20 protein-coding genes and 1 pseudogene are annotated in these 20656 nt (G+C 75.4%); 13 read left to right on the top strand and 8 right to left on the bottom strand.

Features of this window, described 5'->3' with window-relative positions:
- The first annotated feature begins 133 nt into the window (after positions 1-133).
- The 11 genes and pseudogenes from ABZ573_RS24365 to ABZ573_RS24415 all read left to right on the top strand — a co-directional run bounded on the left by ABZ573_RS24365 (position 134) and on the right by ABZ573_RS24415 (position 6723).
- Positions 134-643 (top strand): GNAT family N-acetyltransferase, encoded by a 510-nt coding sequence (locus tag ABZ573_RS24365; RefSeq protein WP_151454735.1) that lies wholly within the window; start codon positions 134-136, stop codon positions 641-643.
- A gap of 275 nt (positions 644-918) precedes the next feature.
- Complete coding sequence (locus tag ABZ573_RS24370) at positions 919-1419, top strand: hypothetical protein (RefSeq protein ID WP_358121240.1); 501 nt, start codon at positions 919-921, stop codon at positions 1417-1419.
- A gap of 2 nt (positions 1420-1421) precedes the next feature.
- Positions 1422-2666, top strand: a complete 1245-nt coding sequence (locus ABZ573_RS24375) for an SRPBCC family protein (protein ID WP_358121243.1) — start codon at positions 1422-1424, stop codon at positions 2664-2666.
- Positions 2667-2701: 35 nt separating this feature from the next.
- Positions 2702-2878, top strand: a pseudogene (gene gvpJ, locus ABZ573_RS24380) (gas vesicle protein GvpJ); the annotation flags it as partial.
- A 230-nt stretch (positions 2879-3108) separates the two neighbouring features.
- Entirely contained in the window at positions 3109-3864 is a 756-nt protein-coding gene (locus ABZ573_RS24385) for a GvpL/GvpF family gas vesicle protein (protein WP_151454731.1), read from the top strand.
- A gap of 3 nt (positions 3865-3867) precedes the next feature.
- Positions 3868-4467, top strand: coding sequence for a gas vesicle protein GvpG (locus ABZ573_RS24390; RefSeq protein WP_151454730.1), 600 nt, complete (start codon positions 3868-3870; stop codon positions 4465-4467).
- Entirely contained in the window at positions 4427-4777 is a 351-nt protein-coding gene (locus ABZ573_RS24395; protein WP_151454729.1) for a gas vesicle protein, read from the top strand. Before ABZ573_RS24390 ends, ABZ573_RS24395 begins: the two co-directional genes overlap by 41 nt.
- 1 nt (position 4778) lies before the next feature.
- Positions 4779-5147 carry a gas vesicle protein gene (locus ABZ573_RS24400; protein ID WP_225852198.1) on the top strand — a complete coding sequence of 123 codons (369 nt, stop codon included), beginning with the start codon at positions 4779-4781 and terminating at the stop codon, positions 5145-5147.
- Complete coding sequence (locus ABZ573_RS24405; protein WP_358121248.1) at positions 5131-5970, top strand: GvpL/GvpF family gas vesicle protein; 840 nt, start codon at positions 5131-5133, stop codon at positions 5968-5970. Before ABZ573_RS24400 ends, ABZ573_RS24405 begins: the two co-directional genes overlap by 17 nt.
- Positions 5971-5989: 19 nt before the next feature.
- A complete protein-coding gene (locus ABZ573_RS24410; RefSeq protein ID WP_151454752.1) occupies positions 5990-6244 on the top strand; it encodes a gas vesicle protein in 255 nt (84 codons plus the stop codon).
- A gap of 44 nt (positions 6245-6288) precedes the next feature.
- Positions 6289-6723: a gas vesicle protein K gene (locus ABZ573_RS24415; protein ID WP_358121252.1), complete on the top strand. Its 435-nt coding sequence runs from the start codon at positions 6289-6291 to the stop codon at positions 6721-6723.
- Between the two features lie 54 nt (positions 6724-6777).
- Here the strand turns inward: ABZ573_RS24415 and ABZ573_RS24420 are convergent, their stop codons facing one another.
- Genes ABZ573_RS24420 through ABZ573_RS24450 form a run of 7 tightly spaced genes read right to left on the bottom strand, consistent with a single transcriptional unit; the run spans position 6778 to position 15131 of the window.
- A complete protein-coding gene (locus ABZ573_RS24420; RefSeq protein WP_358121254.1) occupies positions 6778-9081 on the bottom strand; it encodes an AAA family ATPase in 2304 nt (767 codons plus the stop codon).
- A gap of 22 nt (positions 9082-9103) precedes the next feature.
- Complete coding sequence (locus ABZ573_RS24425; RefSeq protein ID WP_327029781.1) at positions 9104-9652, bottom strand: hypothetical protein; 549 nt, start codon at positions 9650-9652, stop codon at positions 9104-9106.
- Positions 9653-9698: 46 nt separating this feature from the next.
- Positions 9699-10436 carry an ATP/GTP-binding protein gene (locus ABZ573_RS24430; protein ID WP_132239958.1) on the bottom strand — a complete coding sequence of 246 codons (738 nt, stop codon included), beginning with the start codon at positions 10434-10436 and terminating at the stop codon, positions 9699-9701.
- A complete protein-coding gene (locus tag ABZ573_RS24435; RefSeq protein ID WP_151456015.1) occupies positions 10414-10887 on the bottom strand; it encodes a DUF742 domain-containing protein in 474 nt (157 codons plus the stop codon). The genes ABZ573_RS24430 and ABZ573_RS24435 overlap by 23 nt, the downstream gene beginning before the upstream one ends.
- Positions 10884-11354, bottom strand: a complete 471-nt coding sequence (locus tag ABZ573_RS24440; protein WP_151456016.1) for a roadblock/LC7 domain-containing protein — start codon at positions 11352-11354, stop codon at positions 10884-10886. The genes ABZ573_RS24435 and ABZ573_RS24440 overlap by 4 nt, the downstream gene beginning before the upstream one ends.
- Positions 11351-13960, bottom strand: coding sequence for a nitrate- and nitrite sensing domain-containing protein (locus ABZ573_RS24445; protein ID WP_358121257.1), 2610 nt, complete (start codon positions 13958-13960; stop codon positions 11351-11353). Before ABZ573_RS24445 ends, ABZ573_RS24440 begins: the two co-directional genes overlap by 4 nt.
- Complete coding sequence (locus tag ABZ573_RS24450; protein ID WP_151456018.1) at positions 13947-15131, bottom strand: hypothetical protein; 1185 nt, start codon at positions 15129-15131, stop codon at positions 13947-13949. The genes ABZ573_RS24445 and ABZ573_RS24450 overlap by 14 nt, the downstream gene beginning before the upstream one ends.
- Before the next feature lie 361 nt (positions 15132-15492).
- Between ABZ573_RS24450 and ABZ573_RS24455 the strand changes: the two genes are divergently transcribed.
- A complete protein-coding gene (locus ABZ573_RS24455) occupies positions 15493-18357 on the top strand; it encodes an alpha/beta fold hydrolase (RefSeq protein WP_358121259.1) in 2865 nt (954 codons plus the stop codon).
- Positions 18354-19229, top strand: coding sequence for an ABC transporter permease subunit (locus ABZ573_RS24460; protein WP_151456020.1), 876 nt, complete (start codon positions 18354-18356; stop codon positions 19227-19229). Before ABZ573_RS24455 ends, ABZ573_RS24460 begins: the two co-directional genes overlap by 4 nt.
- A gap of 13 nt (positions 19230-19242) precedes the next feature.
- Here the strand turns inward: ABZ573_RS24460 and ABZ573_RS24465 are convergent, their stop codons facing one another.
- Entirely contained in the window at positions 19243-19800 is a 558-nt protein-coding gene (locus ABZ573_RS24465) for a DUF4232 domain-containing protein (RefSeq protein WP_225852348.1), read from the bottom strand.
- Between the last annotated feature and the right edge of the window lie 856 nt (positions 19801-20656).

Below are 20656 nucleotides of genomic sequence, written 5' to 3' on the forward strand. Positions count from 1 at the left end.
GTCGGCCGGGCGGTTGACAGCGGAGCGTGAGGCAGAACACGATGCGGGCCGACCGGCCGGTACCTTCCGCCGGACCGCCAGTCGGGGCCCGATGGGGTGGACTTGGGCCGGTGGGGCCGGCAGACTGCGGCACGTGGCGGGAACGGTGCGGCTGGAGCCGGTGGACGAGCAGAACCTGGAACCATTGCTCTCCGTAGCGGCTGCGGAAGCGGAACCCGGCGACGTGATGCCGCCGGTGGAGGCCCCTGCGGGCTGGTCGTGCGCCCGGCGGGAGGCGTTCCGGGAGTTCCACCGGGCGAGCTTCGGAGGTCTGGACGGCCCGACCGGCACCTGCATGTACGCGATCCTGGCCGGCGGCGAGGTGGTCGGCATGATCCGGATGACCCGCCGTGACGAGCCGGGCACGGTCGAGACCGGGATGTGGCTGGGTCGCTCCGCACGGGGCCAGGGAATCGGCGCGGGCGCTCTGCGCGAACTGTTGAACGAGGCGGCGGCGGCCGGAATGCGACTGGTGGTCGCGGAGACCACCGTCGACAACCACGGTGCCGTTTCCGTGCTTCAGAAGTGCGGCGCAAAATTGCGCGAGAGCGGCGGCGTTGTGCACGCCGAGATATGCCTCGATTCGACGCTGCCGGCCCTGTGACGGCCATTCCGCAATTATTTCCTTCCTGACGTTCTTCCTGCTCGACGCTGCCTTGGTGTCGGCTTTGCGCGTTTTATGAGGGCGCGCGCCCCGACCCTGGTGAATGGCGTCGACAACGCGCGGGAGTGTTTCGCCGATAGGCCAACGGGTACTGCCCGTCGGGTCCGATCAAACGGGACACCTGATGTGCGGTCCGGCGCGTGCTGATCCCCGGCGGCCATTCTTTCGACCATTGCCGTCAGGTGTCCGGCGCTCCGGGGAGCGAAGGAGAACTGATGAAGAGCGGAGCACGAATCGGGCTCGCGGTCGGCTTCGGCTACCTGCTGGGCCGCCGGCGCAAGCTGCGTACCGCCCTCACCCTGGCCGCCGCGGTCGCGGCCGGTCGGGCCAGTCGGGAGCCCGGCGGACCGCTGAAGGCGGGCGGCAACCTGCTTCAGTCGTCTCCCCACTTGAGCAACCTCGGCCGCCTGGGCGGCCCGCTCGCCGCCGCCTCGAAGGCGGCCGCGACCGCCGCCGCCGGCAGCGGCATCGATGCCATCAGCGGCAAGCTGCGCGGTTCGGCCGACGCGCTGCGCCGCAAGGGCGGGACCGGCGCCGGCGGCGCCGGCGACCGGCCGGACCGGGACACCGACGCCGAGCACCAGGAGCGCGACGACGGCGGGCAGGACCGCGACGACGATGGCGGGCAGGAGCGTGACGACGACGGCGGGCGGGACCGCGACGACGACGGCAAGCAGCGGAACCGCGACGCCGGCGACCAGCGGCGGGGGCGGTGACCATGCCGGACACGACGAACCCCGGTGGACTCGGGGACAAGGTCCGGGGTCAACTCGCCGGCGAGGCGCGCAATCTGGCCAGCGCCATCGGCGAGCGCGCGATGCGGGTGGTGACCGAGCGGATCACGGGCGCGACCGGCCGGCTCAGCGACTACGCGAAGCAGGGCGGCGGTCCCGGCCTGATTGCCGCTACCACCGGCGCGCAGAAGCTCGCGGAGGGCGGTTCACCGGTGAAGGCGATGGTCCATGCCGGGCTGGCCGGCGGTAAGGAGAAGATCATGTCGGCGCTCGGCAAGGGCGGCAAGGGCGGCGGCAAGAAGGTCAAGGTCACCAACATCGTCGAGGCGATCGAGGTCGGCGTGCCGGTCCGGGTCGCGTACGACCAGTGGACCCAGTTCGGCGACTTCCCGAGCTTCATGAAGAAGGTCGAGAACGTCGACACCGAGTCGGACGAGAAGCTGACCTGGAAGGCGCAGGTCTTCTGGTCGCACCGCACCTGGGAGTCCACCATCGTCCGGCAGATCCCGGACAAGCTGATCCACTGGCGCTCGCAGGGCGAGAAGGGCTCTGTCGACGGCACCGTCAGCTTCCACGAACTGTCGCCCGACCTGACCCGGATCCTGGTGGTGCTGGAGTACCACCCGCAGGGCCTCTTCGAGCACACCGGCAACCTGTGGCGGGCCCAGGGCCGCCGCGCCCGGCTGGAGCTGAAGCACTTCGTCCGGCACGTGATGACCCGGACCGTCCTCGACCCGGATTCGGTGCAGGGCTGGCGCGGCGAGATCGAGGACTCTCGGGTGGTCCGCGACCACGAGACCGCGCTGCGCGAGGAGCAGGAGGAGCGCGAGAAGCAGGAGCGCGAGGGGCAGGAGGAGCGCGAGCAGCGCGGCCGGCGGGAGCCCGAGCCCGAGGAGGAGGCGGAGGAGGCCGAGGAGGAGCCGCGCGAGAAGCGCAGGCCCGCCGAGCGTGCCCGCCGCCGACCGCCGCAGCGCCGTCGCCCGGCCGAGGACGAGGAGTACGAGGACGAGTACGACGAGGGCGACTATGACGAGTACGAGGAGGAGGAGCCGGAGGAGGAACAGCCCCCGCCGCGCCGCCGCGCCCCGGAGCGGGCCCGCCGCCCGCAGCCCCGCGAGGAGTCCCGTTCCCGCGAGGAGCCGCGTTCCCGTGAGGAGCCCCGGGCCCGCCGTTCCCCGGAAGCGCCCCGGCGACCCGTGGTCCGCCGTCGACGGGAGGAGCGGGAGTGACCGTCGCGACGAGTGAGGGTCAGGGCGGCGGCGCCCTGCAACGCGGCGGAGGGGGCTCCGGCCTGGCCGATGTCGTGGAGACCGTGCTGGACAAGGGCGTGGTGATCGACGCCCAGGTTTCGATCGCGGTGGTCGGCATCCAGCTGATCGAGATCAACGCCCGGATCGTCATCGCCAGCGTGGAGACCTATCTGCGCTTCGCCGAGGCGGTCGACCGGTTCGACATCACTCCGAAGGGCCAGAAGGGGCTGCCCGACCTGGTCGAGGGAGCCTCGGGGGCGGTCGGCGCCGGCAAGGCGGTCTCCGGGGTCGGCAAGACGGTCGGCGCGATCAAGGACGCCGTCGGCGAGCTGGGCTCGGACGACCAGGACCGGGACCGCGATCGGGACCGGGACCGGGATCGCGACCGGCCCCGGCGGCGACGTGACGAGGAGCGGTGAGCATGGCCGAGGAGACGGGACTGTTCATCTACGGCATCGTGCCCTCCGACGTGGAGCCGACCCCGGACGCCGCCGGGGTCGGCGACCCGCCTGGAGAGGTGACGGCGGTCCGGCACGAGGACCTGGCCGCGCTGGTCAGCGAGGTGAGCCTGAGCGAGCCGCTCGGCCGGCCGGCGGACCTGACCGCCTACCAGGAGCTGGTGGACGGCACGGCGGCGGTGGCGCCGGTGCTGCCGGTGCGTTTCGGCACGGTCGTCACCGGGCCCGACGCGGTCGCCGACCTGCTGGACGCGCACCACGACCGGTTCGCCGCCGCGCTCGACGAGTTCGAGGGCCGAGTCCAGTACACGGTGCACGGGCGCTACGACGAGGCGAACCTGATCGCGGCGGTGCTGGCGGAAAACCCCGGCGCCGCCGACCTGGCGGACCAGGTGCGTGGGCAGCCGGAGGCGGCCACCCGGACGCAGCGGATCCGGCTCGGCGAGATCATCAGCCAGGCGGTGGAGCTGCGCCGGGAGGCGGAGAACCGGCAACTGGTCGACACCCTCGGTCCCCTCGTCGTGGCGAGCGCGCCCCGGCCGCCGAGCAACGAGCTGGACGCGTCGAACGCCACCTTCCTGGTGGAACAGGACCGGGAGGACGAGTTCGTCTCGGCGGTCGAGGAGTACGCCGAGCAGCGCCGGGAGCTGATCCGGATGCGGCTGCTCGGCCCGCTCGCGCCGTACGACTTCGTCAGCGCCCACCAGTTGATGGGGTGACCGGTGGACATCCTGTGGACGCTGCTGACCCTGCCGTACGCGCCGGTGCGGGGGCTGACCGCGGTGGTGAAGGTGATCGCCCGGGAGGCGGAGTCGCGGCAGCGCAACCCCGTCGACGTCCGGCGCGAGCTGGAGGCGCTGGACGCGGCGGCGGCGGCGGGCGAGATCAGCGCCGCGGAACGGGACCGGGGGCAGCAGCAGGTGCTGGAGCGGCTGACCGGCGGCGTCCAGCGGCCGGCGCCCGCCCAGAGCCGGGCTCCGGCCCGGGACGGCCCCGGGTCCCGTCGGGAGAACGGCGGGACCCGGCACGAGCCCGGCGCGGACCGGGCGCGGCAGTCCGCTTCCGGTCGGGCGCGGCAGTCCGGCACGGAACGAGCGTCGCGGTCCGGCGCGGACCGGGCGCGGCAGTCCGCTTCCGGCCGCCGCCGGCAGTCCGGCGCGGAACGAGCGTCGCGGTCCGGCGAGGGCCGGGCGCGGCGAACCGGTACGGAACGGGCGCGGCAGGTCGGCACCGAACGCTCGCGGCGGGTGTCGCGCGGCGGCGGCGAGGGAGGTGAGCGCGATGGGGGGTCTGATCCGCGGCGACGGCGATCGGGCGCGTAGGAGCGAGCCCGTCGACGACGACCGGTACGACGACGAGGAGGAGTACCTCGAACCCATCACGGCCGCCGAGGCGGCGCGCGAGGGGATGCGGCAGATCGTCGAGTTGACCGGCCGGGATCCGGTGGGGACCACCTCGCTGAAGTCGTCGCGGGACGGCTGGCTGATCGGGGTGGAGGTGATCGAGGACCGGCGCATCCCCAGCTCCACCGACCTGCTCGGCCTCTACGAGGTGGAGCTGGACCTGGAGGGTGGCCTGCTCGGCTACCGGCGGGTGCGGCGCTACCAGCGCGGGAAGGGCGAGGTGGGTTGAGGTGAGCGTGCAGCCGCCCCCGGTGGTGCAGAACTCCGGCCAGGTCCTGCCCGCCGGGCACGAGCCGGCCAATCTCGGCGACATCCTGGAACGCGTGCTCGACCGGGGCATCGTGATCGCCGGCGACATCCGGGTCAGCCTGCTCGACATCGAGCTGCTGACGCTCAAGCTGCGACTGGTCATCGCCTCGGTCGACACGGCCCGGCAGATCGGCATCGACTGGTGGGAGCACGACCCGTGGCTCAGCTCCCGGGCGAGGCCGCCGGTGGAGCCCGGCCCACGGGACCCGGAGCAGGTGGAGGCGGAACGCCGCCCCCGGGTCGCCCGGACGGCCGCCCGCAGGGAGGAGCGGGATGAGTTCGACGGCTGACCTCGCGCCCGCCACCGGGCCGGCGAGCCCCGGCGTCGGGGTGTGGCTGCACGGCGTGGCGCGGGAGGTCGATCCCGCCCTGCTCGCCGCGACTGCCGGGATGGACGGCGCTCCGGTGCGCGCGGTGCGGGCCGCCGGCCTGGTCGCCGTCGTCAGCGCCGCGCCGCTGTCCGAGTACGGCGAGGAGGCGCTGCGCCGGAACCTGGAGGACCTGGCCTGGCTGGAGCGGGCGGCCCGGACGCACCACGCGGTGGTCGCGGCCCTGTCCCGCGACGGCGCCGTGGTGCCCGCCCGGCTGGCCACCGTCCACCACGACGACGCCCGGGTGGCGGGGCAGCTCACCGCCCGCCGGGTCGAGCTGACCACCGTCCTGGACCGGCTCGCGGGCCACGACGAGTGGGGCGTCAAGGGGTACGTCGTGCCGGGCGCGACGCCCCGCACGGCGGAGCCCGCCGGGTCGGGCGGCGCCGGGGCGGCGTACCTGCGGCGGCGCCGGGCCCAGCTCACCGCCCGCGAGGAGGGGCAGCGGATTGCCGCCGACGCCGCCTCCGCCGTGCACGAGGCACTGGCCGGGCACGCGGTGGCCGTCCGGCGGCACCCCCCGCAGGACCGCCGGCTCTCCGGTGCGCCCACCGCCATGGTGCTCAACGGGGCGTACCTGGTCGGCCAGGGGTCGGTCGCCGGATTCCGCCAGCTGGTCGGCGCGCTCGCCGGTCGGCACCCGGAGATCCGGCTGGAGCTGACCGGCCCGTGGCCGCCGTACTCCTTCGCCGAGGAGCGGCCCGCCGAGCCGGCGCTCACCGTACGGGAGCCGGCGTGCTGACGGCCCGGGGGTCGGCGTGGTGACCACGTCACTCGCCCCCAGCAGCGCCGACGACCCGCTGGCCTACCGGCCGGTGGCCCTGGTCGACCTGCTCGACCGGGTCCTCGCCACCGGCGTGGTGATCAGCGGTGACATCACCATCGCCATCGCCGACATCGACCTGGTCCGGATCTCCCTGCGCGCACTGGTCGCCTCCGTCGGCGCGCTCGCCCCGCCGGAACTGCGGGATGCCGCCCCGGGCGCCGCCGCCGGGACGCCGGGGACGTGGCCGTGAGCGCCCCGGACGGCGCGACCGGCCCGGGTGGCGGGGGAGTGGGCGTGGGCAGACCGGGCGGCGGTGGCACCCGCCGGGCCGAGCCGGGCGGCGGTGGCGACCGCCGGGCCGAGCCGGGCGGCGGTGGCGGTCGGCGGGACGAGGCGGCCGAACTCGCCGCCGCGCTCGGCGACACCCGGTGGCAGCCGCCCCGGGTGACGCCGCTGGACCGCCGGCTCGCCGTCGACCGGGACGGCGTCGAGCGGGGGCTGGCCAGCCTCGTGCTCACCGTGATCGAGCTGCTGCGGCAGCTCATGGAGCGACAGGCGCTGCGCCGGGTCGACCTCGGCGACCTCACCGAGGAGCAGATCGAACGGATCGGCACCACGCTGATGGCCCTGGAGGAGCAGATGGCGGGGCTGCGCGAGTACTTCGGCCTCACGCCCGAGGACCTCAATCTCGACCTCGGGCCCCTCGGCCCCCTCCTGCCCACCGACTGACGAGTCGTCCACGACATCAGCCCGACAGCGCCGGTCACCCCGGGGCGCGGGTGGTCAGCCGGCCCGCTTCTCGGCGTACGCGGCGAGCCAGGCGACCTGGGTCGGGTCCAGGGACGGGCGGACCCGGGCGCGGGCCGCCGCCACGTGCGCGGCCGTGACGGTGGACGCCGTCAGCGACTCCCGCATGGCGGCCAGGGCCGCCTCGCGCACCAGCGCGGCACAGTCCGCCGCCGAGAAGCCGTCCAGCTCCCCACCCAGCTCCACGAGGTCCACCTCGGGTGCCAGCGGCACGGTCCGGGCCGAAGCGCGCAGGATCTCCGCCCGCGCCGGCCCGTCCGGCGGCGGCACGTAGACCAGCCGTTCCAGCCGTCCCGGGCGTAGCAGCGCCGGGTCCACCAGGTCGGGGCGGTTCGTCGCGCCGACCACCACCACGTTGCGCAGCGTCTCCACGCCGTCCAGCTCGGTCAGCAGCGCGGCCACCACCCGGTCGGTGGTGCCGCCGTCGCTGGCCTGGCCGCGTACGGGGGCGAGCGCGTCCACCTCGTCCAGGAAGATCAGGGTGGGCGCGGCCTCCCGGGCCCGGCGGAACAGCTCGCGGACCGCGCGCTCGCTCTCACCGACCCACTTCGACAGCAGCTCCGCGCCCTTGACCGAGAGCACGTTCGCCCGCCCCGAGCCGGCCAGCGCCGTGACCAGGTAGGTCTTGCCGCAGCCCGGTGGGCCGTAGAGGAGCACCCCGCGCGGCGGCTGCACGCCGAGCCGGGCGAAGGTGTCCGGGTAGGTCAGCGGCCAGAGCACCGACTCGGTCAGCGTCTCCTTGACCTCCGTCAGGCCGCCCACGTCGTCCAGCGTCACCGAGGCCAGCTCCAGGGTGGAGGCGGCCATGGTGGTGGGGCGGACCACCTCCAGCGCGGCGGTGAAGTCGGCCATCGCCACCGTCGGCGTCTCGGCCGACTTCTGGCGCAGCGCCGCGCGCACCCCGGCCTCGCGGAGCAGCGCGGCCAGGTCGGCGGCGACGAAGCCGGGGGTACGCCCGGCGACCTCGTCGAGCCGCACGTCGTCGGCGAGGGGGACCTGCCGGGTCAGCACCGTCAACTGCTCCCGGCGCAGGGCCGCGTCCGGCAGCGGCACGCTGATCCGCAGCGAGAGCAGGTCCGGGGCACGCAGTGCGGGGTCGACGGCCTCGGGCCGGCCGGTGGTGCAGACGACCGCCGCCCCCGCCCGTACGGTCTCGGCGACCACCTGCCGGAACACGGTCGCCACCGGCCCCGGCCCGTCCGCCGGGGCGAGCGCCTCCACGTCGGTGACCAGCAGCACCCCGGTGCCGTCCGCGCGCGCCTCGGCGGCGGCGGCGCGCAGCCGGTCGGCGGCGGCCTGGTTGGTCAGCGCGGCCACCTCGGGAGCCCAGAGCGGGCTGACCCGGGCCCCGACCCGGGCGGCCACGGCCCGCACGAGCGCCGCCTTGCCGGAGCCGGCCGGCCCGGCGATCAGCACGCCCAGCGAGACGGTCGTGCCCAGCCGGCCGAGCACCTCCCGGTGGTGGAAGCCGAGGTCGAGCAGCTCGGTCAGCTCCTCGGCCTGCGACCGCAGCCCGGGCAGCTCGTCCACCGTGGGCGGCGCCTCGTCGACGCTTCCGGCGGTGTGTCCCGTGGCGTCCACGGCGCCCGGGAGGCGTACGCCCCCCGTGGCAGCCGCCCGGCCCGGGGCGGTCCCGTTGGGCGTCGGGCCCGCGTCGAGGCGGCGCCCCTGCGGGGCGGGTCCGGTGCCGGCGGAGCCGTGGGTCGCCTGGCCGTGCTCCCAGCCGACGACGGTGTCCATGGTGACCAGCGAGCCGGTGTCGGGCTCGGCGGCGACCACGGCGAGCAGGGTGCTGGTCCAGGCGTACCCGACGCTGTTGGAGAGGCTGCGCCGGGCGGCCTCCACCAGGCTGCGCACCGAGGCGTCGGGCAGCACGTCCTGCGGCAGCAGCGACACGTCGTCCCCGGTCGTCACCACCTTGCCGAGCAGGGCCAGCCGGAGCATCTCGGGCGAGACCACGGCGGCGATCTGCGCCGGGCCGGCGAGCAGCACCCGACGGGCCGGCGTGACCGGCAGACGGCTCACCGTCACCTGGGCGCCGTCGCGGATGCCGAGGTTGCCCAGCATGAGGTCGTCGGCGTAGAGCAGCGCCGTGCTGGCGGTCGGCTCGGCCGGCGCGACGATGCCGGCGCTCACCCGCCGGCCCGCCAGCCGCACCGGGTCGCCGGGTCGCAGCGCCAGCGCGGTGAGCACCTCCGGGTGCAGCCGGACGACGCCCCGTCGGGCGTCGAGGGCCGCCGGCCGCAGGCTCGCGGTCAGGGTCAGGTCGGGTTCCGCCACCGCCCGACCCTAGCCGCCGTGGTCACGCCCTGCCCCCTCCCGGGGCGTTCCGTGCTCCGCGAGGAGCGTCACCGTCCCCCAGCAGGGAGGAGTCGCGGCGGATCAGCTCGGCCAGCCGTGCCGCCGGGTCGGGGGTCAGCCCCTCCTGGGCCGGCGTCCAGGCCGGCACCGTCTTGACCGACATCGGCCACGCCGGCGGCGGCGCGGGGGCCTCCGCGTCGACCGTCACGCCCGCGTCGGTCCAGGCGACCCGCAGCGGGTACGCCTGCCCGTCGTGCTCGACCCGGATGCTGACCGCGGTGCCGGGGTGGCCGGCCACCACGCGACGGACCGCCTCGGCGACCTCCACCACGGGGTCGCGGTGTTCCGCGCCCCGCCGCGCGTCGACCCAGCCGGGCCCGGCGTTGCGCCCCTCGCCCCGGACGTCGGCGCGCCCCGGCTCGGATCCGCCCCGCGCCTCCGGCGCCCCGTCGGCCTCCCCGCCCGCCGGCTCCGCCTCGGCGGCCCGCCGCCGCAACGCCTCCTCGCGGCGCGCCATCCGGGCCAGTGTCTCGTCCAGTCCACCTCTCATCACGAACCACCCCTTCTCGTGAAACGGGTCGAACCGCCGCAGCGGTTCAGGACCTTCCCTCCCGGGTGGCCCGCTCGAGTGCGCGGTCGAGGACGACCAGCAGGGCGTCCCGCACCGAGAGCCGGTCCCGGGCGTCGAACTGCACCAGGGGCACGTGGTCGCCGACGGCCAGCGCCCACCGGATCGCGTCGAGGTCGTGTGCCAGCCGCCCGTCGAAGGCGTTCACGCCGACCACGAAGGGCAGGCCGGCCCGCTCGAAGAAGTCGATCGCCGGGTAGCAGTCGTCGAGCCGGGCGCTGTCCACCACGACGAGCGCGCCGAGTGCCCCCCGGGCCAGGTCGTCCCACATGAAACCGAACCGGGCCTGCCCCGGCGTGCCGAACAGGTACAGCTTCAGGCTGCGGTCGATGGTGACGCAGCCGAAGTCCATCGCCACCGTGGTGGTGGTCTTCGCGGAGCGTACGCCGGGGTCGTCGACGCCGATCCCGGCGGTGGTCATCTCCGCCTCGGTGGTCAGCGGGGCGATCTCGGAGATCGCGCCGACCGTGGTGGTCTTGCCGACCCCGAAGCCGCCGGCGATGAGGATCTTGACCGGGATCGGCGGTGCGGCGGCCGGCGTGGGCCGGGGCACCGCGGCAACCCCGGTGGCCGGCGTCCGGTGCGGCGGCGGAGCGGACGCGGCGGGTTGCGGCCCCGTCGGGGAGCCGTACCGGGTGGCGGCGCTGTTGGCGGCGATCCCGCCCAGCGGGGCGACCGGCCATTCAGGAGATCGCACGGAGTCCATCCATCACTCGCAGGATGATGTCGGGGTCGAGGGCGTCGGCGCCGTCGTGCACGTCGAGGTGGCCCGCGGCGCGGAGGTCGCCGACCAGCACCCGGGTCACGCCGAAGTGCAACCGGGTACGGGCGGAGATCTCGGCGACCGAGATCGGCTCGTCGCAGAGCGAGACGATCGCCTGCAACTCGGGTGCCAGCCAGGTCAGCGACGCCGGCCGGTCGGTCGCCGGTCGGGCGGTCACCTGCGTCTCCAGCCCGATCGCCGGGTCGGCGCCGGCCACCCGCCCGGCGGTGAGCACGAACGGGCGCGGGCCGGCGGGCCCGTCCTCGGTCGCCGGCGCGGCCGGGGTCGCCGGCAGGCCGGGCCGGGCGTCGTGCGGGGACGACGCGCGCAGGTAGGGCCGGATCCGGACCGTGGGTTCCGGGTCCGGCCCCTCGCCGGCGACCTCGGGGGTCACTGCTGGGCGGCGTTCTTCAGTTCGGCGATCAGTCTCGGGGTGAGGGCGCCACCGGCCCGCCCGGCGAAGAGCGTCATCTCGTAGGCGACGGTGCCGAGGTTCGCCGAGCGGTCGGCGACCACCCCGAGCACGGAGCCGCTGCTGATCGCGCTGATCAGCAGGTAGCCCTCGGCCATGTCCACGACCACCCGGTTCAGCCCGCCGAGGGCGTACCAGCTCGCGGCGCCGCCGGCGAGGCTCGTCATGCCGGAGACCACCGCGGCGAGCCGTTCCGCGTTGGAGCGGTCCTTGATCGCCGACATGGCCATCAGCAGCCCGTCCGACGAGACGGCGATCGCCTCCAGCACGCCGGCCGTACTGGAGGTGAAGGAGTCCAGCAACCAGTTGAAGGTGCGCGCCTCCGGGCTCAGGTCCCCGGCGCCCGGGTTCTGGTGGTCGACGTTGTCGTGCGTGAAGGGGCTGGTCACCGTGATGTTCCCTCTTCGTAGCGGCGGTCTTGGCTGACTTCGTGCAGAGCGCGGGCGACGCCCGCCTCGAACTCGGTGAGGAGGTCGCGGACCTCGTCCGGGTTCTCCGGGGGGCTGTCGGGCTGACGGGCCGGGGTGGCGGTCAGGTTCGCCCCGGGCACCCGCCGGGTCAGCCCGGCCGGCGCGGTGCCGTCCGGGGTGCCCCGGCCCAGTTCGGCCCGGCGTACGCCCGACTCGACGGCCTCGACGAGGGCGCGGGCGGCGGCCGGGTCCGCGTCGGTGACCGGCACCGGCCCGCTCACCGGCGGGGCGGCCGGCGGCCCGGCCGGGCGCAGGGTGGCGCCGGGCACCCGCTGCCGGATGCCCGGCGGGGCGGCTGCGGCCGGTGCCCGAGGCTCGGTGCCGGCCGGCGCCCGCAGCTCGACGCCGGCCGGCTCGCCACTGGAGCTGAACGCGTCCCAGGAGGCGCCGGACTCCAAGCTGCGGGTGGCGCGGCTCAGCAGCACCGCGTCGAACCCGGACGGCGCAGCCTCCGCCGCCGCGCCGCCCCCGGAAGGTGCCGCGCCGACCGCCGGGCGGGGCTCGGACGGTGCCGCGCCGACCCCGGAGGGTGCCGTGCCGACCGCCGGGCGGGGCTCGGACGGCGCCGCGCCGACCGCCGCGCGGGGCCGGGCGGCCTCCGGCTCGTCGGGCGAGCGCCGGTCGCGGACGGGTACGGCGGCCCGGGCCACGGTCACGCCGGCCCGCTCGGCGCGGTGGACGACCAGCGACGTCTCCGGGACGTCCAGGTGCGCGGTCACCCCGCCACCGGCGGTCGGCGTCAGCCGCACCTGCCAGCCGTGCCGGCGGGCCAGGCGACCCACCACGAAGAGCCCCAGCACCTCGGTCGGCGCGAGGTCCAGCCGTTCCCGCCGGGTGAGCCGGGCGTTCTCCTCCGCCAGCCGCTCCGGGGCCATGCCGATGCCCCGGTCCACCACGGTCAGCAGGGCGCCGGAGCCGGTCGGCTCGCCGCCCACGGTGACCCGGGTGTGCGGCGGGGAGAAGACCGTCGCGTTCTCCATCAGCTCGGCCAGCGCCAGGACGAGGTCGCCGACGGTGCCGGGCGCCACCGACACGCCGGGCGGGACCTGCACGTCGACCCGGGTGTAGTCCTCGATCTCGCCGAGCGCCAGCCGGACCACGTCCGCGAGCGGCACCGGCGCCACGTGGGGGTCGGCGCCGGCCGAGCCGGAGAGCACCACCAGGCTGCCGGCGTTGCGGCGCAGCCGGCTGGAGATGTGGTCGAGCCGATACAGGTGCTCCAGCCGGCCGGGGTCGGTCTCCTGCCGCTCCAGCCGGTCGATCAGCGCGATCTGCCGGCCCACGAGGTTCTGCGTACGGCGGCCGACGTGGCCGAACATCTGGGCCACGTTGCGTCGGCCGGCGACCTGCCGTTCCACGAGCCGGGCGGCGGTGCTCTGCACCCGGTCGAACGCGCGGGCCAGGTCGCCGATCTCGTCGCGGGCCCGTACGTCGACCGGGTCGAGGCGTACCGGCGCGGCGCCCTCGGTCTCGTCGTCGGCGACCCGGGTCAGCTCCGCCTCGGCGACCCGGGCCACCCGGTCGGCGGAGCGGGTGAGCCGGGTCAGCGGCCGGGCCACCGTCCGGGCGACGGCCGCACTGAGCAGCACCACCACGGCGAGGATCAGGGTGACGATCCCCGCCACCAGGTACGCCTCGGTCAGCGCCCGGCGTTGCTGCCCGGTCACCTCGGCGATGACGTCGGCGACGAGCTTCTTCTCGATGAACTGCCCGAAGGTGATCATCGAGCGGACCGACGGGAAGAGCGCGTCCAGCGGGATGTCCCTGGTCGCGCCGGCCGGGTCCAGCGCGCTCCTGGTGAGGAAGTCCGCGCTGGTCCGGGCGGCCACGGCCGCGTCGTTCAGGGTCACCAGCTTCAACTGCTCCGGCGTGATCAGGCTGCGGAACCCCTGGTTGTCCGCTCGCAGCCCCGCCATGCAGGCGACGTACGAGGCACTCACCCGGGGCGAGCCGGTGGCCTTGACGAGCACGATGAGGGTGGCGCAGGCGCCCATCGCCTCGTCGACGCGGAGCAACCCGTCCAGGGCCAGCACCTGCCGCCCGGCCGCCGTGTCGGTGTCCACCCCGAACGGCAGCCGCAGCGCGTCGATCAGTCCCGTGCTGACCGGCCCGTACGCGGCCATGATCTGGTCCGGGGTGGCGGTGCCGGCGAGCACCGCGACACGCACGTCGGTCAGCCCGCGTACGCCGTGCAGGGCCTCCGTCACCTCCGGCGGCAGCGGGCCTGCCGAGGTCGCCCGCAGGTCGGCGACCCGGTCGTCCACGCCGGCGGTCCGCTGCATCAGCTCGCTCCGGGTGACCCGGCCGAGCAGCAGCCCGACCGAGAGGACGCGTTCCTGTTGCAGGTCCTGCACGAGGCTGCCGATCCGGCTGGCGACGCGGACCCGGTCGGCGATGTCGCCGGCCCGTTGCGCGGCGGCAACGCGGTCGAGCACCGCCGGCACGGCCAGCGCCACCATGCTGAGCAGCGGGATGACCACGAGGAGCGCGAGCTTGCCCCGGATGCGGAGCCTAGCGAGCAGCATCGAAGGGCCCCCATTGCGCGCCGCCGGGTTCGCGGGCCGACCCCGCCGGCTGGAGCTGACGCGGTTCGGCACCCCGGCCGGCGGCCGGCTGCCACGGCGTGTCCTCCGGCGGGGCGTCGGCGCCGTACCGCTCGCGTCGGGCCTGTGCCGCGCGCCCCGGGGCCCGGCGGGCGGCGGCGAGCCACACCGCGCCCAGTGCCGCCCACAGCAGGACGGCCAGCGCCCCGGCCGCCACGGTCAGCCAGCGGTCCCGGTCCAGGTCGCGGGAGCGTCCGGCGAGGAGCGCGTCGAGTTCGTCCAGGATGACGGGCTGGAGCTGTTCGGCGGCGGCCTGCGCGTTCAGCCGGGCGCCGGCGATCCGCGCCTGGTCGGTCTTCGCGTCGCGACCGGCCGGCGCGGAGTGGGCCGCCAACGTCTCGACGGCCCGCTGGTAGGTGTCGAGCGGGTTCAGCACGCTCGGGCCGAGGTCGGCGCTCTCCGAGCTGTCCACGGCGGCCCGCAGATCGGTGACCAGGTCACCGGCCGGGGTGAGGACGCCCACCCGGAGGGCGGCGATCTCGACGGCGGTGCGGTTCCGGTCGCTGGCGGGCCGGCGGTCGGCGAGCACGGCCAGGTCGGCCAGCCGGCCGGCCGCCACGACTGCCTCGGGCAGGTCCCGGCTCGCGTGCTGGAGGAAGAAGGAGTCGGGCCGGGGGTCGCGGACGAGCCCGGACGTCTCCCGGACCTTGCCGTGCAGGGCCAGCAGCAGGTCGGTGGCCTCGCCGTACGCGGTGAAGGCCGCCTCCGGGTCGGCGGGGCCGCGGGCGCCCAGCGCCTCGATCCTGGCCCGCAGGCCCGCCCAGCGTTCCTTGGTGCGCAACTCGTCGCCGGTCCGCGCGTCCACGGAGGCGGCGGCCTCGACCGCGCGGGTCAGCGCCTGGCTGGTGACGGGCCGGGCGGCGACGGCGGCGGACTGGGCCTCGACCAGGGCGTGGGTGACCGGGGCGAGGGCGCGCAGGTACTCCACGCCCAGCCGTTCCCGGCCGGCCAGGTCCCGGTCGTCGGCCGTGAGCCGCCAGGTCTGGACGAACAGCAGGGTCATCGGCGCGAGCAGGGCGACGAGGAGCAGCAGCGGCAGTACGCGGCCCACCGCGGTGGGCCGCCGGCGGGCCGGCGGTGCGGGGACGGTCATGTCTGTCTCCTCCGGCGGGAGCACGGGATCGGCGGGGGTCGGGGGTCGACGGCGAAGTCCCGTGCACCGGACCGGAAAACTAACCGACCAGCGGGGACCGTTCCGGCCGCCGGACGGTCAGCTTTGCGTCACGAAGCCCGAAGTAACCGCAGGGTCACTCGTTAGGCACCGTCCGTGCCGGGCCGGAGAGTGACAAGGATGGATCGGAGTGGATTTCCGACGAACATCGGAATTCACATGATCCGAATTCATCTCCGTGAGACGGTCTGGACCGCGCCGGTGCGACGCCGATCGGATCAACCGGACGGACGTACGGAGGATCTCAGCCAACGCTCAGGATCCGGGCCGTACCGTGTGCCCAATGAGATCGCCGTTGTCGGCCGCGTGGATCCGGCGTGCCCTGCCCACCCGCCGGCGCGCCGTCGCCGCGACGGTGGTCGTCGTGCTGCTCGCCGCCGCCGTGACCTGGGCCGTCCTGCCGCAGGGGCCGGCCATCCGCACCGAGGCGGCGTTCGTGAACGTCTCCTCCGGGCCGGCCGGGGACGAGCCCGTCGTCCTGGACACGACCTTCTACCTGCCCGAGGACGCATCGGCGGCGGACAAGGTGCCGGCGGTGCTGCTGGCGCACGGCTTCGGCGGTACCAAGGAGTCCGTCCGCGCCGACGCCGAGGAGTTCGCCGGACGCGGCTACGCGGTGCTCACCTGGACCGCGCGGGGCTTCGGCCGCAGCGGCGGGCAGATCCACCTGGACCACCCGGACTACGAGGTCCGGGACGCCGAACGGCTGCTGGACTGGCTCGCCGCCCGGCCCGAGATCCGTACCGACGCCGCCGGTGACCCGAAGGTGGGCGTCGTCGGCGGCTCGTACGGCGGCGCCCTGGCGCTCCTGCTCGCCGCGCAGGACCAGCGCGTCGACGCGATCGTGCCGATGATCACCTGGAACGACCTGTCCCGCTCCTTCCTGCCGGAGAGCAGCGGCAAGGAGCCCACCGAGGGCGTGTTCAAGTCCGGCTGGGCCGGGCTGTTCTTCGGCGGCGGCGGCAACGTCGGCTCCGGGCCGGCCGGGCTCTCCGGGACCAGCGCCGCGCAGCCCGAGGGGGCGCCCGCCTCCGCCGGCCCGCCCAGCCCGGGTCCGGGCGCCGGCCCGGGGACGGGTCCGGGGCGCGCCCCCGCCGGGGCGGGAGACCCGGCGTGCGGCCGGTTCGCCGCCGACATCTGCGCCGCGTACCTGCGCATCGCCACCACGGGTCGGGCCGACCAGGCCGCCGTGGACCTGCTGCGCCGCTCCAGCCCGGCCGGGGTGCTCAACCGGATCAAGGCGCCGACCCTGCTAGTGCAGGGCGAGGCGGACACCCTCTTCCCGCTCGGCGAGGCGAACGCGAACGCGAACGGCATCGCCGCCGCCGGCACGCCCGTGCGGGTGGCCTGGTTCACCGGCGGTCACGACGGCGGCGAGGGCCCGAAGACCGACTCGGACCGGGTGAAGTTCCTGACCGTGCAGTGGCTCGACCACTACGTCAAGGGCGAGGGCGAGGCCCCGGGCGACGACTTCACCTGGTCGCGGATCGCCGGCTTCGACGCCCTCGACCGGGGGCTGGTGGCGACCGGCTACCGCTACGCCGACTATCCCGGCGTCGCCGGCACGGCCCGCCGGAGCGTACCGGTGGCCGGCCCCGCCCAGCCCGTCGCCAACCCGCCGTCACGCAACCCGGCCGCCATCTCCTCGGTGCCCTTCGCCGGTGAGCTGTCGTCGCTGCTCGGCGGCGTGGCCGGCGACATTCCCGGCCAGCACGCCCGCTTCGAGTCGGAGCCGCTGACCGAGGCGGTGGACGTCGTCGGCGCCCCGACCGTCGACGTGCGGGCGGCGTCGCCGACGGGGGAGGCGGTGCTCTTCGTCAAGCTCTACGACGTCGACCCCAACGGCGCGGCAACCCTGCCCAACGGCCTGGTCGCCCCGGTCCGGCTCACCGGCCTGCCGCCGACCATCGACGCGGCACGCCCGGTCACCGTCACCCTGCCGGCGATCGTGCGCCGGATCGAGGCCGGGCACCGGCTGCGCGTGGTGGTGGCGACCTCCGACCAGGCGTACGCCACCCCGGTCGAGCCGGCCGTGCACACCGTCGCGGCCACCGGCGCGGTCAGCCTGCCGACCGTCGCCGGCGACCCCATCCCCACCTCCGCCACCGTGTGGCGCTGGGTGCTGGCCGGCCTGGTCGCCGCGATCGTCGTCGGGCTCGTCGTGGTCGTCGCCGTGGTCCGCCGCCGGCACCGCCGCCAGGACAGCTCCATCCACCCGGCGTACGCGGGCGTCCCGCTGGCCGTGCGGCAACTCCGCAAGGAGTACGCGGACGGCTTCGTCGCCGTCTCCAACGTGGACTTCGAGGTGCACCCCGGTCAGGTCGTCGGCCTGCTCGGCCCGAACGGCGCGGGCAAGACCACCACGCTGCGGGTGCTGATGGGGCTGACCCAGCCCACCGCCGGCGAGATCTACGTCTTCGGGCACCGGCTGGTGCCCGGGTCGCCGGTGCTGTCCCGGATCGGCGCGCTCGTCGAGGGGCCGGGCTTCCTGCCGCACCTGTCGGGGCTGGACAACCTGAAGGCGTACTGGCGGGCCACCGGCCGGCCCGCCGAGGACGCGCACTTCGAAGAGGCCCTGGAGATCGCGGGCCTGGGCGACTCCGTGCACCGCAAGACCAACAACTACAGCCACGGCATGCGGCAGCGCCTTGCCATCGCGCAGGCGATGCTGGGCCTGCCCGAGCTGCTGGTGCTCGACGAGCCGACCGACGGGCTCGACCCGCCGCAGATCGCGGAGATGCGCCGGGTGCTCCAGCGCTACGCCACCGACGGCCGGGCGGTGCTGGTCTCCAGCCACCTGCTGGCCGAGGTGGAGCAGACCTGCACGCACGCGGTGGTGGTGAACAAGGGCCGCATCGTCGCCTCGGGACCGGTCGAGGAGATCGTCGGCGAGTCGCCGAGCGTGCTCTTCGACGTGACCGACCCGGAGGCCGCCCGGGCGGTGCTGGACGGCCTGCCCGGGGTGCGGGTGCTCCCCGACGGCGAGGGGCAGCTCGTGGTGGACACCAACGGCACCGCCCGCAGCGAGGTGGTCGCCGAGTTGGTCCGGGCCGGCATCGGGGTGGACCGGGTGGTGCCGCGGCGCCGCCTGGAGGACGCGTTCCTCGCCCTGGTGGGCGACAACTCTCGGGGAAGCGGAGACCGATGATGGCGGGTACGTCACCCACGGTGGGAGCGGCGGCCGGCTACCGGCCCTCGGCGACCCTGCCGTTCGGCGCCGAGTTCCGGCGGCAGGCCTCCCGGCGGCGTACGCAGCTCGCGCTCGGGTTCATGGTGCTGCTGCCGTTGATCATCCTGATCGCGTTCCAGTTCGACACGGGCGGCGACGACGACAACGGGCGCGGGGAGTTCGGCAGCCTGGTCGAGTTCGCCACGTCGGGCGGGCTGAACTTCACGCTCTTCACCATCTTCGTCTCGGCGTCGTTCCTGATGGTCGTGGTGGTGGCGCTGTTCTGCGGGGACACGGTGGCCAGCGAGGCGAGCTGGGGCAGCCTGCGTTACCTGCTGGCGGTGCCGGTGCCCCGGGCCCGCCTGCTGACGGTGAAGCTGCTCGTCGCGCTCGTCTACTCGGCCCTGGCACTGCTGCTGCTCGCCGGCACCGCCCTGCTGATCGGCACCCTCCGCTACGGCTGGGAGCCGTTGCGCAGCACCGTGGCGGCCCAGCTCGAACCGGGCGAGGGGCTGCTGCGGCTGCTGGGCGTGCTCGGCTACCTGGCGGTCGTACTCCTGGTGGTGGCCGGCCTGGCGTTCCTGCTGTCCGTGGTGACGGACGCCGCGCTGGGCGCGGTCGGCGGCGCGGTGCTGCTCTGGATCCTCTCCAGCATCCTCGACCAGATCACTGCCCTGGGCGCGCTGCGCGCGTTCCTGCCGACGCACTACAGCACCGCCTGGCTGGGGCTGCTGTCGACGCCGGTGCAGACCGACGACGTGGTACGCGGGGCGATCTCGGCGATCAGCTACGCGACGCTGTTCTGGGGCCTGGCGTTCTGGCGCTTCACCCGCAAGGACGTCACCAGCTGAGACGCCGGGCGCCTCACGGCAGCGGCCGGGGGCTGCTCGGCGCCGACCTGCTCGGCACCGGTCTGCCCGGCCGGGCCGGCGTCGGTGCCGGGTCGGTCGCCTTCTTCCAGGCGCTGACGCCGATCCGGCCCGTGTTGCCGAGGTCGACGGGCCCGTCCAGGCCGACGACCTGCGCGGCCCCGCCCACTTCGGGCGCGACCTCCAGGCGCTCGCCATCGGTGGCGACGACCGTCGGATCGGTGACCAGATTGCGCCAGAGCACAGCGGCGCCGGCCCGCTCGCCGGGCTGCAGGGTCAGTGGCCGGGGCGGGTCGTCGAAGCCCGAGGTGATCTCCCTGGCCCCGTGGACCACCCGGACCGGGATGGTGTCGCCGTCGCCGTCGAACAGGCGCAGCACGGGGTAGCCGTTGAGCCGGTAGGGCTTCGTGCCGCAGTTGACCAGTTCCAGACCGAGCGCACGCAGACCCATCGCGGCGCTGCTGCCCGGCGAACTGATCCGGACGCCGGCGGCCGGGCACTCGGTCGTGGGAGTGGCCCAGAACGCCGTCGCCGACGCGGTCGCCGTCGGCATCGTGCCGGGCATCGTGGTCGGCGCTGATCCGGCTGGCGGCAGGCCGGCCGGCGGCAGGTCAGCCGACGGCGGGTCGATCGCCGGCGCACAGGCACCGAGCAGGACGAGGCCGCCGATCGCGAGCCCGACCGCCCGTGCCGGACCTGCAATGCCGTCGCGAGGACGCGGTGCGAGTCCGCCCGCGGGTCGGCCCCCGAGTCGGACCGTAGGGCGGCGTGCGGGTCGGGGTGCGGGAAGGGCCATCGCCCGATCATCGCACCGGCCGGTGCGCCGCCGATCCTCTGACACCCGCCCGTGGGGATCCGGTGGCGCTGTCGAGCTGCCTCACCTGCGGGGCCGGCGGGCCGGGGCACCCGGGCGGTGCCTGTCGAGCTGAATCGCCTACGACATCACCCGGCCCGCGCCACCCGGGGGTGAGGTGATCGGAGCGTCGGTCGCAGCCAACGGCGGCAGCCGGCCACCGGTTCGAGCCGCACCACGGGCGCCCGGTTGATGATGGAGCCCCTGGTCCGTCGACTCTGGAACGTCCCCCCCCGGTCGGCTGCGCCACTACCACTTCAGCGGGGAGGCGCACCCCCCGACCTGGCCGCGCGGCGACCGGGGCGAAGCTCCTGACTCGACACCGCCCCGGGCGCATTCTGTGATGACATGGCGCCTGTGAGTGAGAATCGGGTATGGCCACTCCGCCCGCCGGGCCGCCACCCGAGCCGCCGACCGAGCCCTCGTCCACGTCTCTGCCCGTGCCACCGGCTGAGCCGCCGTCCACGTCTCCGCCCGGGCCACCGGCTGAGCCGCCGTCCGCTTCCCCGCCCGTGCCACCACCGGAGCAGCCGTCCGAGCCGTCGTCCAGGTCGAA

The organism is Micromonospora sp. NPDC007220 (assembly GCF_040634035.1).
Taxonomy (GTDB): Bacteria; Actinomycetota; Actinomycetes; order Mycobacteriales; family Micromonosporaceae; genus Micromonospora; species Micromonospora reichwaldensis.